Origin of the sequence: Blochmannia endosymbiont of Camponotus sp. C-046 (assembly GCF_023585865.1) — a bacterium.
Lineage (GTDB): Bacteria > Pseudomonadota > Gammaproteobacteria > Enterobacterales > Enterobacteriaceae > Blochmanniella.
On sequence record NZ_CP097752.1, the window covers coordinates 585194 to 601597 of the forward strand.

Consider the following 16404-nt stretch of genomic DNA (forward strand, 5'->3'; position numbering starts at 1 on the left):
TTAAATCCTCACTAAATACAATAATTCATCCAATAACAATAAACCAAACTACAAACAAAAGTATAATTTTAAATAACATAATACATGTCGATCCAAAACTATACCATCATCTTACGTTAACCATGGCTACTAACATTCAAATTATATCAAACCATCGTCATAAAGCCGTACCAATAAATGCTATTGAATTTTTTTATATTTTTATATAATTCAATATAGATTATCTTATATATACACTGAAACAACCTTAATCTACATGCATTAAACACTATATTGATACAACACATATCAGAAAATTAAAAATTTATATAAAAACACTGTTCATTATATGCAATATATATATAAATTAAAAAAATAACTAACAACATTAATATATTAAATATTTTAAAATTAAAACATTTAATATTATTCGTATAAATTTATTCCAAATACCAGTAAAAATCTCACATATAATTTACAATAAAAATATTGAATTTTACGATGACATAAATAATATAAATGTGAATTATAGAGAATTAAAAGAATTTATATATACACATATACAATATAACTTAACATCACAATAAAAACGAAACAATCATAACAATTCAACAACCAATATAAACACAAATTCAAAATCACCAGTCATTTATGAATAACAAATAAATAACAAAAATAACCCTCTCTGTATAACTAAATTTTTTATAAAGATTAGAACAACATGATTGATTTTCACATCAATACATTTATTTATTATTTATACCCTCACATGATTATACTTGTACCCACATTCCAGGACTGAAATATTCCATATACTTTAATATCATACTACAATATATATATTGTATTAATATACCTTACATGTTTTCAATTTTTACGTTTAATAGCATTGATAATATTACTGCTCGAGCAACCGGTTTGAAAATTTAACACACGCACTGTTCCTCCACTACTCAATACCTCTTGACTTCCTTCAATATCACATACATGATAATCACCACCTTTTACTAAAAAATCTGGAGACAAGTATGTAACTAACCTTGCGGGTGTATCCTCATAAAAAGGCACCACCCAATCTACTACTGTTAAAGCAGATAATATGAACATACGTTGTTCTAAAGTATTTATAGGTCTTGTTTTACCTTTTAAACGTCTTGTTGAACCGTCACTGTTCACAGCCACAATTAATCTATCTCCAAGTTTTTTAGCATTAGTCAAATAACTTACATGACCAGCATGCAAAATATCAAATACGCCATTAGTCATGACTATTTTTTCGCCTCTATTACGAACTAAAGCTATCATCTCTTTTAATGTTTTCTCATCTAATATACCACCCGGCAAAGTAGTAGATATATGATTATTCATGATTTCTCTCATGTCAGTTACATTGCTAGTAGAAGTTCCCGATTTTTTTATTACTACACCGGCAGCTAAATTAGCCAAAAAACATGCTTTTTCCAAACTTTTACCAACAGATAATGCTGCTGACAGTACACCAACTACTGTATCCCCAGCACCAATTACATCGTGTACTTCTTTTGTTTGAGTTGAAAAATATAATGGGGCCGCATCTCGTGTACATAAAGTCATACCCCTTTCAGAACGTGTGATCAACAAAGCTGATAAATTATAATCAATTATAATTTCTTGAGCTCGATTTATCAAAATTTTTTCATTGCGACAAAATCCTACTACCGATTCAAATTCTGATATATTAGGAGTTAATAAAGTAGCGCCTTTATAACGAGAAAATTGTATACCTTTAGGGTCTACGATAACTGGTACATTCATATAATGTGCCAATTTAATAATTTCTTCTATGCAATTTAAAGAACCCTTAGCATAATCAGACAATACTAACACCTTATATTTTGGTAAATACAATTCAATTTTTTTAAATAATTTCGTAGTATCAATATTATTAAAACATTGTTCGAAATCTAATCTAATAAGTTGTTGGTTACGCGACATTACTCGCAATTTAATTATAGTAGGACATGTATTAACCGGGATCAAATTCCATTTGATATTCGATTCATTGAGTTGTTTTTTTAAAATTTTAGCTGCTTCATCAACTCCAGTTAATCCTAATAATCTTGATTGAGCGCCTAAAGAAGCAATATTCATCGCAACATTAGCAGCTCCACCTGGTCGATCTATAATTTTATTGATCTTAACAATTGGAACAGGTGCTTCTGGTGAAATTTTATCAGTAGACCCATACCAATATCGGTCTAACATAACATCTCCTACGATTAATACACGCGAATTGGAAAAATTTGGAAAAATAACAGTCATAATTTACCTAGTACACATCTTGAACGAATAAAAACGTAGTTGATTATACATGAAAGTATCATTTTTCATTAATAACACATTAAATTATTTGGTAAGTAATCAAAATTATAATATATACAGTTTTGGTGCATTTATATAATTCTACTTTAAATACAACTTAATCATTATATCTTTAAAAAATTGAAAACAATATTTTTACTACACTACACACTTGTAATTAATATTTTTATCTAAACATCATCTGACCATATAAAACTTTATGCATCTTAATAAATTGATTTAATTCATTACTATTAAAACAATTGTTAAACGATTTTTATTTAATATAATTAATAAAAACAAAAAAATCACTATATTTTCTTTTTAAAATTTTTTCTATATAAAATATTTTTAATTTTTAATTAATCGGTAGCATTTTAATATTACAATCATTTGATCGAGAATTACGCAATGGAAAAATATTTAGTAGGCGGTGCTGTACGAGACACACTGTTAAAACTACCAGTTCAAGAAAAAGATTGGGTGATAGTAGGATCTACTCCTCAAGAAATGTTGAATATAGGTTATGAACAAGTTGGAAAAGATTTTCCAGTATTTTTACACCCAGAAAATCATGAAGAATATGCATTAGCGCGTACTGAACGCAAATCTGGTCAAGGATATACTGGATTTACTTGTCATACAGCTCCTTCAATTACTATTGAAGAAGATTTGTATCGTAGAGATTTAACTATTAATGCTATGGCTTATGATGCACATGGCAATCTTGTAGATCCATACCACGGACAACGAGATATAGAGTTACGATTGTTACGGCATGTTTCTCATACATTTAATGAAGATCCCCTACGAGTATTAAGAGTCGCTCGATTTGCTGCACGATTCGCGCACATGCATTTTACTATAGCTTCAGAAACGCTAATATTAATGACACAAATGGTTCGTGAATTACTATCACTATCTCCAGAACGTATATGGGCGGAAACAAAAAAAGCTTTGATCACAGACAACCCACAAGTATATTTTACAGTTTTACGTCATTGCGGAGCTTTAAAAATCTTATTCCCTGAATTAGATGCATTATTTGATATACCTACTCCGAATCAATATTACTCAAAAATTAATACTGGTTATTATACTATGACAACACTTTCTAAAGCGGCTCATTTAACAGATGATATCAATGTACGGTTTTCTGTTTTATGTCGTAATTTAAGCAAGGGGATATCTTTTAACAAAAAAAACAAAAACACCAAACATTATGATCACAGAAAATTAGGGGTTACTTTGATCCACAATTTATGCAATAGATTAAAAATACCACATGAAATTCGTAATTTTTCAAAAATTATTTCAGAATATCATAACTATTTACATGACTTGAACATGTTGACGCCTAAAATGCTAATGACCTTATTCCATGATTTTGATTGTTGGCGGCGCCCGAACAGAATAAATCAAATTATTTTAGTTATTCAATCCGATACAATAAGACATGAAAGTCATAACAGTTATGTGTTAAATCAAGAAAATTTTCTACGAACAGCCTTTGCAATAGCAAAAAAAATTTCTACCTCAGACATTATTAAAGAGGGATTTACCGGATCAAATATAACTAAAGAATTATATGTTAGACGTTTACATGCTTTAAATTCATGGAAAAATAAATAAATATAAAATATTTATAAACAAAATTTTAAAACACTATAAATAATCAAATAAACTATAGCAAATACATATTACTAGAGAAAAATTACAATAAAGATATGATGAACTATCATTAATAATATTAATAAATCTACATACAAAAAAATAACATGTGTATTATGAATCACAATCAGTGACTATAATTGTTGTAGCAATAATTCTGTTGTTTAATACTCAGCGCACAACATGCTTAATCAATACAAATATTTAATAATATAAATTATTATCAAATACATTATAACATTAATGTGAATTATGTTATTAATCCCCAATAGATACCTCCTGCTAATAAAAATCGATATATAGCAAAAGGAATTAAAGAAATATTTTGAACTATTTTCAAGAAATATCTTACAGTAAATAATGCCACAATAAATGCTATGACACTGCCTCCTAGTAATAGCAAAGCATCTACGAGATCAATAAACGATCTATAATGATAAAAAGTTAAGACTGCAGAACCAAATATAATAGGAACTGCTAAAAAAAATGAAAACTCTGACGATATACGTCGATTAAGACCAACTAATAATCCGCCTCCAATAGTAGCTCCAGCGCGAGAAAATCCCGGCCAAAAAGCTAAACATTGAAAACATCCAATTAAAAAAGCTTGCAAATAAGTTATATTATTAATATCTGATACGCGTGGTTTTTTAGATATATATAATTCCCCAATTAATAAAAAAACTCCTCCAATTATTAACCCATACATAATATATATTAATTCAAAAACCAATTTAATTTTTTCATAAAAAATCATTCCTAATATTGTCCCAGGCAACGTTCCTAACAATATATGTCGAATACATAAATAATTTTTATTATCGTGTTGTTTAACAAATATTTTTTTTATAGAAATCATACTCATACAATATAATCGATTCCAAAAGATTTTTGTTATAGACAAAATAGCACCTAATTGAATAATCACAGTAAAAGCTATAACTGAATCATCCATACAATTTAAAATATTTTCTACCAATATCATATGCCCTGTTGAAGAGATAGGAAGAAATTCTGTTAAACCTTCTACTATCCCCAAAATCAATGAAATAACTAATCTACGTACATCTAATATTAACGACCCAAAATCAATAATATAAAATATAATATTTAACATAAAGTAATCATAACACATGCATTACCACATTTTCATGGTATGTAGAAATAATTTGATTATTTAAGAATTTTCATTATTTTACAGACATATTCATATGTTCTTCAACAAACTAATCTTTTTTTAAAGATTTGATAAACATTTTGTTCTGTCGCTCAATACATACACCAACATTAAAAGCATTGTGAATTGCTCCAGGTTTACTTACTTTTACACGAATCCATTCAATACAAAATTTTTCCATCAACGTATTTGCTATTAAATTAGCAACATCTTCTATTAAATAAAAATGTTTTTGGCCCACTAAATTAAGTATAACTTGATTTACATGAGTATAATCGACATAAGATATTATGTTTCGATTATCTAAAAAAAAAATCAGTATTACATGATAATTGCAAATCAAAAATTAATTTTTGTAAACATTTTTTTTCCCAATCATTTATACCGATATACGCCATTACTGTTAGTTGTTCAATAAATAAGATATCCATCATACATTGTATTTACTACATAAAAAATCATTTATTTAAATGATATTGACCGTTTAATTGTTTAATATACACACTATATAAAAAATGTATGCAATAAATTGGTTTAAATCTTAATAAAATGAATTTTTATGATTTTTCTCCCATTATCATAGTGATACTTGCTTATTTTTTAGGATCAATATCCAGCGCTATTTTAATATGCAAAATATTACATTTTCCAGACCCAAGAAATTTTGGCTCTAAAAATCCTGGTGCTACTAATATTTTACGCATCGCAGGGATTAAAATTGCAATTAGTGTGATTTTATTTGATATACTAAAAGGAGCAATACCGGTTTGGTTGGGATTACATTTTGAAATTTCTCCTATTTTCTTAGGAGCTACAGCTGTTTTTGCTTGTTTGGGGCATATGTATCCCATATTTTTTAAATTTTATGGAGGAAAAGGCGTAGCTACCGCATTTGGAACTCTCATAACCATAGATCCTAACTCCTCCATAGTAATGATGAGTATTTGGACATTGATTGTGTTATCTTTTGGATATTCCTCACTGGGAGCCATCGTTACTGCACTTATCATACCTTGTTATGCTTGGTACTTTCAATCTCAATATTTACTTCCAATAATAATAATATCTTCTTTAGTTATAATAAAACATATTACTAATATTAGACGTTTGTTTAATCATAAAGAAGAACGTATTTGGCGTGATTAACATACTATATTAACCCGACTCATAAATCACAATGATTGTTGTTTTTGATTGATTCGGGGAAGATCTTCTAATGACCAGCGTGGTCTCACTACAATTGGTAAATCACTAAATAATCCAGCCTTTAGTCTAATTAATCCAGTATAAGCCACCATTGCACCGTTATCTGTACAGAACTCCGATCTAGGATAAAACAATTTTCCTTTTAATATATACATCAGCTTCAAAAGACATGACCGCAACTCATGGTTAGCGCTAACACCTCCAGATATTACTAAACACTTCAATCCAGTTTGATTTAATGCACGACGACATTTAATTGCCAGTGTTTCAACGACTGAATCTTCCAATGCGCGTGCAATATCAGCATAAGTTTGAGCGTCATGAGAACCTGACATAATAGTATTTACCGCAAAAGTTTTTAATCCAGAAAAACTAAAATTCAAACCAGGTCGATCAGTCATGGGACGAGGAAATACATAACGCCCCGGAATACCCTTTCGAGCCATTTGGGATAATAAAGCCCCCCCAGGATATTTTAATCCTAATAATACAGCAATTTTATCAAACACTTCTCCAACAGCATCATCAATAGATTCTCCTAATATTTTATATTCCCCTATATTATTTGCAGACACAAGCAGAGTGTGTCCACCAGATACCAATAATGCCACGAATGGAAAAGTAGGAATCTTTTTTTCTAACATTGGCGCTAATAAATGAGCTTCCATATGATGAATATCGACAGCGGGTATTTTCCAAGCATACGCAAGTGTTCTAGCAACAGTTGCTCCAACCAATAAAGCGCCCATCAAGCCAGGTCCAGCAGTATATGCTATTCCGTCGATATTCTTAGGTTCCAAACCAGCTCGATCTAATGTAGATAAAATTAAAGGAACTATTTTTCGTATATGATCACGAGCAGCCAATTCAGGAACAACGCCACCATAAGCAGCATGCAATTCATTTTGACTATGTACTGCATTCACTAATAATCCTTTATATTGATCATAAATTGCTACACCTGTTTCATCACACGAAGTTTCAATACCTAAAACACGCATATAATATTCTATATCCAACTGATAATTACACAGTACTCACACTATTTATATTTCATGTCATAATATTTAATGTTATATTACAAAATAATAAAAATACAGTTATTTATATAAAATATATAATAACAATCCTCAATCAAAAATATTAAATAATAGAGATAGATATATGCCAATAATTAAAGTACGTGAAAACGAATCATTCGATGTAGCGTTACGTCGTTTCAAAAGATCTTGTGAAAAATCAGGAATTTTATCTGAAGTACGTCGTAGAGAATTTTATGAAAAACCAACCACAGAACGTAAACGAGCCAAAGCATCAGCTATTAAACGTCATATCAAAAAACTAGCTCGAGAAAATTTAAGACGTATTCGCTTATATTAAATGATCTTACAATTTTTATGTACAAAAACATAACAATCAACAATTTACTTTAAACAATTATAAGAACCAAATGACATGTAGTTACATACATGATGTTCAATCATTGATGATTGACAATAGTTTGTGTTATCTGTGCTCAATAACATGAGCTAAGGAAATGCAATTACCCGAATCCCAAATACAGTAATTAATGAATTAATATCACGTACTAATATTGTTGATTTAATTGGTCAACGTGTGTCTTTAAAAAGACAGGGGAAGAATTTTTTGGCCTCCTGTCCGTTTCATACTGAAAAAAACCCATCATTTACTGTCAATATCGAAAAGCAATTTTATTATTGCTTCAGCTGTGGATCACATGGAAATGCAATAGATTTTTTGATGCATTATGACCGACTTACATTCATTGAAGCTATTAAAGAACTATCAATCATGCACGGAATACCAATAGAAAAAGATTCAACATCCTATACAAACAATAATGATCTAAAAAATAATTTATATCAATTAATGAATAAATTATGTGCATACTATAAAAATATATTAACCCAACAAAAATATTTATACGCCTACAAATATTTGAAAAATCGTGGATTAAATACCAAAATTATCGATTACTTCAATATTGGATTTGCTCCATCCAGATGGAGCAACATAATACAAAAATTTAGTCTGACATTATATGATCAAAAGCTACTTGATCAATCAGGCATGTTAATTAGCAATAATACAAAAAAACATAAATACGATCGCTTTCGTGGCCGCATTATGTTTCCTATACGAGATATAGCGGGAAGAATTGTAGCATTCGGAGGTCGTGTTATTACCCAAAAAAAAATACCCAAGTACTTGAATTCACCAGATACCAAAATTTTTAAAAAAAGTCAACATTTATATGGCTTGTACGAAGCACGCATGAAACAAAAAAATCTCTCTTGCATACTTTTAGTAGAAGGTTATATTGATGTTATCACCTTAACACAATTTGGGATTAACTATGCAGTTGCTGCTTTAGGAACTTCTACTACTGATAATCATATTCGATTATTATATAGTATTACTGATCAAATTATTTGTTGTTATGATGGTGATTATGCTGGTAAAAAAGCTGCTTGGCGTACACTAAATACCGCTCTACCATATCTTACTGATGAACGTCAAATACATTTCTCATTCTTGCCTCATGGAGAAGATCCAGATACATTGATACGTAAAATAGGAAAAAACAATTTTTTAAAAAAGTTAACCCAAACACAAGATTTATCAAATTTTTTATTTGAAACATTATTACAAAAAACAAATTTACAAACATTATCAGGTCGGGTTAAATTAAGTAGCCTGATGTTACCTATACTTAAAAAAATTCCAGGACAAACTTTAAAATTGTGTTTACTGCAACAATTAGGCAACAAAATAGGGATTCTAGATGATAATAAATTGAGCCAATTGCTCATAAAAAAACCTATTATATGCAATAATAAAATAAACAGATGTTATACAAATAACAGCATAGAACGCATATTGATAGTATTACTCATACAAAATCCGCGACTTGCTAAATTAGTCCCAAGTGTGCAAGGATTGGAACAATTTGAACAAGATGATATTGTGATGTTTATTGATTTAGTTCAAATATGCAAAACATATCCAATATCAACTTCTGCTCAATTATTAGAGCATTATCGTGGGAATAAATTTTTTTCAAAACTTGAATTACTAGCATATTGGAATCACATAATTACAAATGATATGATAGAAACTACTTTTATTGATGCTTTGACCAAATTATATAATTTAACTCTTGAAAAACGCCAAGAGATACTGATTGCACGTGATCGTACATCTGGTTTAACAATGCAAGAACGTCAAGAATTATGGTTATTAAATAAAACATTATCGAAACATTAATATAAAAATATAAACTCTTGGACTTAATGTTACTAATGAAAACAATCATAAAAATACCTCCTGAATGAATTATTTTAATAATTCACTTACATTTCATCAATAGATGGGAAATTACACTACTATTAAACTTTTAAATATAAATATTATTTTGAAACGTGGGAGTCTTTATGGAACATAACCCACAATCACAACTTAAGTTACTCGTCACACTCGGAAAAGAACAAGGATACTTAACTTTTTCTGAAGTCAATGATCATTTGCCAGAAGATATTGTGGATCCTGGTCAAATCGAAAATATAATACAAATGATGAATGATATGGGTATTCAAGTTATGGAAGAAGCTCCTAATTCTGATGAGTTTTTATTAATTGGACACACTCATTCTACTAATGACGAAGAAGATGCGACAGAAGCTGCCGTTCAAGCATTAACTAGCGTTGACTCAGAATTAGGGAGAACAACTGATCCAGTACGAATGTATATGCGGGAAATGGGTACTGTGGAATTATTAACACGAGAAGGTGAAATAGATATTGCTAAAAGAATTGAAGACGGAATAAATCAAGTACAATGTTCAGTTGCGGAATATCCAGAAGCAATTACTTATCTTTTAGATCAGTATAAACGTGTAGAAACAGGTGAAACGCGTCTTTCAGATTTAATTACAGGTTTTGTTGATCCTAATATAAATGAAAATATATCAATACACACCAACATAACCCACATAACTTCTGAAATAATAACTGAATCAATATCTGATGACGATGAAGAAGAAAATAATGATGAAAATAACATTGATCCAGAAATAGCCTGTAAAAAATTTACAGCACTACGAGACCAGTATGAAATAACACGCAAAACGATTAAATATAATGGACGCAATCATATTAAATCATCAAAAGAAATTTTAAAGCTCTCTGAAATATTCAAACAATTTAGATTAGTTCCAAAACAATTTGATTATTTGGTTAATAATATGCGATCTATGATGCAACGAGTACGTAAGCAAGAACGCTTAATTATGAAATTATGTGTCGAAATTAGTAAAATGCCAAAAAAAAACTTCATAGAGTTATTTTCAGGCAACGAAACCAATAAAACATGGTTTAATACAGCTTTATCTATGCACACATCATGGTCAGAAAGATTATATAAAGTTGATGAAGATGTAGAAAATAGTTTGTCAAAACTACATCAAATTGAACAAGAAACAGGATTAACAATAGAGCAAGTAAAAGATATTAATCGTCGTATGTCTATTGGAGAAGCTAAAGCTCGAAGAGCTAAAAAAGAAATGGTTGAAGCTAATCTTCGTTTAGTTATATCTATTGCCAAAAAATATACAAATAGAGGGTTGCAGTTTCTAGATTTAATACAAGAGGGCAATATTGGATTGATGAAAGCTGTGGATAAATTTGAGTATCGTCGAGGTTATAAATTTTCCACTTACGCTACTTGGTGGATTCGTCAAGCAATTACTAGATCGATAGCCGATCAAGCGCGTACCATCCGAATCCCAGTTCATATGATAGAAACTATTAATAAACTTAATCGAGTTTCTCGACAAATGTTGCAAGAGATAGGGCATGAACCAACACCAGAAGAACTAGCTGAGCGTATGCTTATGTCAGAAGATAAAATTAGAAAAGTATTAAAAATTGCTAAAGAACCTATTTCTATGGAAACTCCTATAGGAGATGACGAAGATTCTCACCTTGGAGATTTTATTGAAGATACCAATCATGATTTACCTTTAGATTCAGCAACTTCAGATAATTTGCGCACTGCTACTCATGATGTACTCGCTGGACTGACCCCAAGAGAAGCAAAAGTATTACGTATGCGATTTGGTATTGATATGAATACTGATCATACTCTAGAAGAAGTGGGCAAACAATTTGATGTAACTCGCGAACGTATTCGCCAAATAGAGGCAAAAGCTTTAAGAAAATTACGTCATCCTAGTCGATCTGAAATTTTGAGAAGCTTTTTGGATGATTAAGTAAAAATTTCAGAAGCATGATTCATCATTTTTTATAATCATGATATTATATAATTTTATGGATACGTTATTCGATACACACCATCAGAATGTTAGTTATTTTAATTGTAAAATATGATATACATGATAGTAATCAGATATACTAGTAAATAAAAAATACAAATATAGTAACAATTAAAATTAATAACAACTCTATTATTACATACTATAATAGTATATGCGTGATATTGTGTGTTTAATAAAACAAGTTGTTATGCGCATAGACAAGATGATGATGAACACAAACTCAATTGTTATCATTACAAACAAACCAAGGCCCCTTAGCTCAGATCGGTTAGAGCAGGCGACTCATAATCGCTTGGTCGCTGGTTCAAATCCAGCAGGGGTCATTACTTTTCAATAAAAAGTAATTTCATCAAATCAATCTTCATGCTTTATTGAAAAATGAAGATCTTATTCTTACAAGATCAACACCATACCAAAATGGTCGTATATCGATGATTTTCAAATAAAATAATAAATCTATATTTTTATCTTCTTATTTAATAAGAATAAGTAATTTTTCATTACATATCATAACATATATAAAAACATTCTAATCGTTCTAAAAAAAAACCTAAAACAATAAATATAAATACCCACACAAATGAACTGATCCAATTAAATAATTGAAAACGAAAAGAACTTAATCCAGATATTCCTGCAATAATAGGTAATACTGTTCGCACAAATGCTATAAAGCGACCAATAAAAAGCGCAGACAATCCATACCTATTCATTATATAATTCGCTCTTTGATAAAATTTATTAGGTAACAAAGATAACCAGCGTTTAAAAATTTTATTATTCTCCAAAAATTTACCTTGTAAATAACTAATCCAACTACCCAAGCTGACAGCTATTGTTAAAATTCCTAAAGTAACGGTAAAATTCAAAATACCTTTTGCGATCAATACTCCTAATATCACTAACAAACTATCCCCAGGCAAAAAAACAGCCGGAATAATAGCATTTTCTAAAAAAAGAATAAGAAATGCTAATGAATAAATAGCTAATACCAACCTCACATTAGGAAATAATACAAGATTATTTTGCCATACTACATGTATCAATTCTTTTAAAATATTCATTACTTATTGAATTCCATTCACAAATTTTCAAAGTCAATTATATTGAATTTAACATATTTAACCTAATTAAATGAATTTTTACATAACAGTTTGAACATACCATTCTATTAAAAATAAAAATAACACTTTTATTCCATTTGAGAATCAATAATTCTCAATTAATTACTATAACTCTCAATTTTTTAGAAAATCATTATACAAATAACCAATTTATAATTTTTTATAACATATAACAACATGTACTGTTTATATCTATTTACATTTTTCATGTAATAAATTACTACTTATAAATATTACTATTATTTTACTCTTACCACATGTAGCATTAAATACATCATGTATTTTAATAATTAATTAAATCTTCAAAACTTAACTTAAAATATGCAAAAAATATCTATTCTAACAAATCAAAACTATTTCTTTATCAGATATACCATTCTTATAATAACTCATCATGATTACAAATCATTGTAATCGCCATCTAAATATTATTGTCGATCAATCTTTCTCTGAAAAACATTATCTTAACATTTAGTGTTACTACACATATCTTTATCATGAAAACAACGATCACACACGATGATTATATTTGACTTTTAACAAGGAGTTAACCGATAAGCCGGGTTCTGTCTTGGACAATCATTCATCTAAACTAATGTTCACACGATAGTTTCAGCAGCCTACCCAAGTTCAGTACGGACCATACTGTAGAACTTCTATTTAGCCTTGCTCCGAGTGGAGTTTACATAACACGAATTGTTACCAATTCGAATGGTGTGCTCTTACCACCCCTTTTCACCCTTACCTATAATTTCTATAATTTATTATAAAATAATTATAGGCGGTTTTCTTTCTGTTGCACTTGTCGTAGATTCACATCTCCCAGGCGTTACCTGGCACCCTGTCCTATGGAGCCCGGACTTTCCTCCCCCTCATTTGTAATCACACCGACTATCTTTAAGTACTATAAATACAAAGAAGCAGCGATTGTCTAGTCAACTCCTCAAAATATTATAACCATGCCTTCTTTGCTAAGTCATCAATCAAATCACATCGCATGTTTAATTTTATTTAATTTTTTCATCTAGATACTTCTTATAAAGCGTATTCTTTTTTACACCATATATATATCCCGCCAAAGTTGCGGCTCTTTTCAAAGGTAACTCGGATGCTAATAATCGCATGACATGAAGTATTTTTGGGGATAATTCATTCTTTTTCAAATCATTTCCTGCTACAACTAAAACTATTTCTCCTTGAATTCGAGAATTATCTTTTTGAACCCAAGATAATAATTGACCAATAGGAGCACCATAAATAGATTCCCATATTTTAGTTAATTCTCGAGCTATCACAACATAACGCTCTAACCCGAAAACACTAGCCATATCTTTTAAAGTATCTATTATACGATGTTTTACATCGTAAAAAATTAATGTACGTGATTCTTCTGATAAATCTCGCAAACGTCCTATACGTAAATTATGTTTATGCGGTAGAAATCCTTCAAAACAAAAACGATCCGGTGGTAAACCAGATCCACACAATGCAGTAATAGCAGCACATGGGCCAGGTAATGGAATAATTCTAATTTTTAATTTCTGACAAGATTGTACCAAACAATATCCTGGATCATTAATCAATGGAGTACCTGCATCAGACACTAAAGCGATACTTAATCCTTCCTGTAGTTTCGATATTAGCATTGGTATTTTTTTGAATTCATTGTACTGATGTAATGTACATAAGGATGTATGAATAGAAAAACAATCTAATAATATACGAGTACGACGTGTATCCTCCACAGCAATACAGTCTACTTGACGTAATACTGACAAAGCCCGACACGTAATGTCTTGCAAATTTCCAATAGGAGTTGGTACTATATACAATGCAGATGCAAAACTGGGTATCGATGGCAACATATTCTTCACATATCAACATCTACTACGATAGACATTATATTTATAAAATAAACAACAACATCTATGGATTATTTATAAAAGATTCAATATCAATTTATCAGTCTAATATGTAATTTTTATAAAAAACAAACAAATCGATCTCATTATCTGTAGTAACTAAATCACACTATTAATAAATAAATGATATTACATCTAATTAATTAATTAATATTAATTTAAAAAATTTAATACATTTCTGGCTTGAAATTATCAAATGATATTTTTAATGTATTTGATAATATTAAATAATAATAATTCCTTAATTATCATATAATTTATCAAATAAACTTCATCAATATTATACATTCTAAAAACAAATTGTAAACATAATTAAATACTAAAAATAATCTTATAGATATATTTTACTTTTGTACATAAACCTTGATGCATGTATTATACCGTATCTATTAACATAATTACTATCATTAGCCCTATCTTTTAAAACAATGTATTTACAAATAAGTCTATTTATAAACTTGATAATAAAAATTAATACTGGTATTATATTTACTGATCCGAGCACATGAATGCGTGTAAATGAACATTAAATATTATATATCACAGATATTATTAATTTTATTTGCAACATTAATGTTGCAAGCTTGTTGCTCAAGTATGTTGGCTATTGGAACTGCTGCATTCATAACCACTGCATGGAATGATCCTCGTACTATAGGTACTCAGTTGGATGATAAGATTTTAGAAGCTCACATTGCTCATGCTCTTAATCAAAACAAACATATTACAAAATCATCAAGAATAAAAAATACCGTATATCAAGGTAATGTGCTATTGACCGGACAAACTCCTGCCATTTCTTTCGCTGAAGAAACAATAAAAATAGTAAAAAAAATCAATGGAACAAAAAATGTTTATAATGCAATTCGTCAAGATAAACCAATATCTGTACAATCCATTTGCACAGATGCTTGGATCAGCACTCAAATACGCTTAAATTTGTTTATAAAAAAGAATATACATGTTTCCAACGTTAAAATAATTACAGAAAATAAAGAAGTATTTCTTTTAGGACAAGTTACTCAAGAAGAAGGTAGATACGCTGAAAAAATTGCAAGCTCAATAAACGGCATAAAAAATGTGTTTACTGCTTTTTCTTATATTTCCTAAATATAGTACCACACATAAATTATGTATAGCCCACCATCATCACTATTTCCTATATTTTTTATACTTTTTATGTGCCTGAAATGTAAACAGAGCCTGCTAATATCACACAAAAACATTTAATAATCATAACGGATATTATCATTAGTATCTATACACAAACTATATAACGATTTTCATTGTAAAACATATTACACATATTTACTTTATTCAAAGTACCACCGAAAAGAGCGAAAATTAGTAATACTTTTATCGATCAGCTTTCAAACATTTTTAATTCTATACTGTACTCTTTGTTTAAAGATATAATCAAATTTAAAAAATATATTTCGAATCCTTTAATAAAATATCTAGTTTTCAAAACTAATAATATATTGATAGAATATAAGATGCGATTCATACAACTTATTTTGAAATAATAACAATCATTAAAATAAACAATCCCTCTTATAAACACATCTCTTCTGATACATTACCGCTATCTTCACATCAATTAAACTATTACCAGTCAAATAAATGAG

13 protein-coding genes, 1 tRNA gene and 1 other RNA gene are annotated in these 16404 nt (G+C 29.2%); 7 read left to right on the forward strand and 8 right to left on the reverse strand.

Features of this window, described 5'->3' with window-relative positions; translation table 11 throughout:
* Nucleotides 1–846 precede the first annotated feature (846 nt).
* Complete coding sequence (gene hldE, locus M9409_RS02470; protein WP_250226791.1) at nucleotides 847–2280, reverse strand: bifunctional D-glycero-beta-D-manno-heptose-7-phosphate kinase/D-glycero-beta-D-manno-heptose 1-phosphate adenylyltransferase HldE; 1434 nt, start codon at nucleotides 2278–2280, stop codon at nucleotides 847–849.
* 450 nt (nucleotides 2281–2730) lie between these two features.
* Between hldE and M9409_RS02475 the strand changes: the two genes are divergently transcribed.
* Nucleotides 2731–3951, forward strand: coding sequence for a tRNA CCA-pyrophosphorylase (locus M9409_RS02475; RefSeq protein WP_250226792.1), 1221 nt, complete (start codon nucleotides 2731–2733; stop codon nucleotides 3949–3951).
* Nucleotides 3952–4240: 289 nt separating this feature from the next.
* Here the strand turns inward: M9409_RS02475 and M9409_RS02480 are convergent, their stop codons facing one another.
* The 3 genes from M9409_RS02480 to M9409_RS03305 form a co-directional block, all read right to left on the reverse strand.
* Nucleotides 4241–5107 (reverse strand): undecaprenyl-diphosphate phosphatase, encoded by an 867-nt coding sequence (locus M9409_RS02480; protein ID WP_250226793.1) that lies wholly within the window; start codon nucleotides 5105–5107, stop codon nucleotides 4241–4243.
* Nucleotides 5108–5216: 109 nt separating this feature from the next.
* Complete coding sequence (locus M9409_RS02485; RefSeq protein WP_250226794.1) at nucleotides 5217–5408, reverse strand: dihydroneopterin aldolase; 192 nt, start codon at nucleotides 5406–5408, stop codon at nucleotides 5217–5219.
* 58 nt (nucleotides 5409–5466) lie between these two features.
* Complete coding sequence (locus tag M9409_RS03305) at nucleotides 5467–5601, reverse strand: dihydroneopterin aldolase (RefSeq protein ID WP_284307262.1); 135 nt, start codon at nucleotides 5599–5601, stop codon at nucleotides 5467–5469.
* A 115-nt stretch (nucleotides 5602–5716) separates the two neighbouring features.
* On the opposite strand from M9409_RS03305, the gene plsY reads away from it, so the two are divergent.
* Nucleotides 5717–6313: a glycerol-3-phosphate 1-O-acyltransferase PlsY gene (gene plsY / locus M9409_RS02490; RefSeq protein WP_250226795.1), complete on the forward strand. Its 597-nt coding sequence runs from the start codon at nucleotides 5717–5719 to the stop codon at nucleotides 6311–6313.
* A 26-nt stretch (nucleotides 6314–6339) separates the two neighbouring features.
* Here plsY and tsaD read toward each other — a convergent pair whose 3' ends face one another.
* On the reverse strand, nucleotides 6340–7374 hold the full coding sequence (gene tsaD / locus M9409_RS02495) for a tRNA (adenosine(37)-N6)-threonylcarbamoyltransferase complex transferase subunit TsaD (RefSeq protein ID WP_250226796.1): 1035 nt from the start codon (nucleotides 7372–7374) through the stop codon (nucleotides 6340–6342).
* A 163-nt stretch (nucleotides 7375–7537) separates the two neighbouring features.
* Between tsaD and rpsU the strand changes: the two genes are divergently transcribed.
* The 4 genes from rpsU to M9409_RS02515 all read left to right on the forward strand — a co-directional run bounded on the left by rpsU (nucleotide 7538) and on the right by M9409_RS02515 (nucleotide 12053).
* Nucleotides 7538–7753 carry a 30S ribosomal protein S21 gene (rpsU, locus tag M9409_RS02500; protein ID WP_250226797.1) on the forward strand — a complete coding sequence of 72 codons (216 nt, stop codon included), beginning with the start codon at nucleotides 7538–7540 and terminating at the stop codon, nucleotides 7751–7753.
* Between the two features lie 162 nt (nucleotides 7754–7915).
* Nucleotides 7916–9661: a DNA primase gene (dnaG, locus tag M9409_RS02505; protein WP_250227207.1), complete on the forward strand. Its 1746-nt coding sequence runs from the start codon at nucleotides 7916–7918 to the stop codon at nucleotides 9659–9661.
* Nucleotides 9662–9828: 167 nt separating this feature from the next.
* On the forward strand, nucleotides 9829–11664 hold the full coding sequence (gene rpoD / locus M9409_RS02510) for an RNA polymerase sigma factor RpoD (protein WP_250226798.1): 1836 nt from the start codon (nucleotides 9829–9831) through the stop codon (nucleotides 11662–11664).
* 314 nt (nucleotides 11665–11978) lie between these two features.
* Nucleotides 11979–12053 (forward strand) — tRNA-Ile (locus M9409_RS02515).
* A 177-nt stretch (nucleotides 12054–12230) separates the two neighbouring features.
* On the opposite strand, the gene M9409_RS02520 is transcribed toward M9409_RS02515, so the two are convergent.
* The 3 genes from M9409_RS02520 to rsmI all read right to left on the reverse strand — a co-directional run bounded on the left by M9409_RS02520 (nucleotide 12231) and on the right by rsmI (nucleotide 14719).
* Nucleotides 12231–12794 carry a DedA family protein gene (locus tag M9409_RS02520; protein WP_250226799.1) on the reverse strand — a complete coding sequence of 188 codons (564 nt, stop codon included), beginning with the start codon at nucleotides 12792–12794 and terminating at the stop codon, nucleotides 12231–12233.
* Between the two features lie 599 nt (nucleotides 12795–13393).
* An RNA gene (rnpB, locus tag M9409_RS02525) (RNase P RNA component class A) lies at nucleotides 13394–13797 on the reverse strand.
* A 64-nt stretch (nucleotides 13798–13861) separates the two neighbouring features.
* Nucleotides 13862–14719, reverse strand: a complete 858-nt coding sequence (gene rsmI / locus M9409_RS02530) for a 16S rRNA (cytidine(1402)-2'-O)-methyltransferase (RefSeq protein ID WP_250226800.1) — start codon at nucleotides 14717–14719, stop codon at nucleotides 13862–13864.
* A 576-nt stretch (nucleotides 14720–15295) separates the two neighbouring features.
* Here rsmI and dolP point away from each other — a divergent pair.
* A complete protein-coding gene (gene dolP / locus M9409_RS02535; protein WP_250226801.1) occupies nucleotides 15296–15886 on the forward strand; it encodes a division/outer membrane stress-associated lipid-binding lipoprotein in 591 nt (196 codons plus the stop codon).
* Nucleotides 15887–16404: the final 518 nt, after the last annotated feature.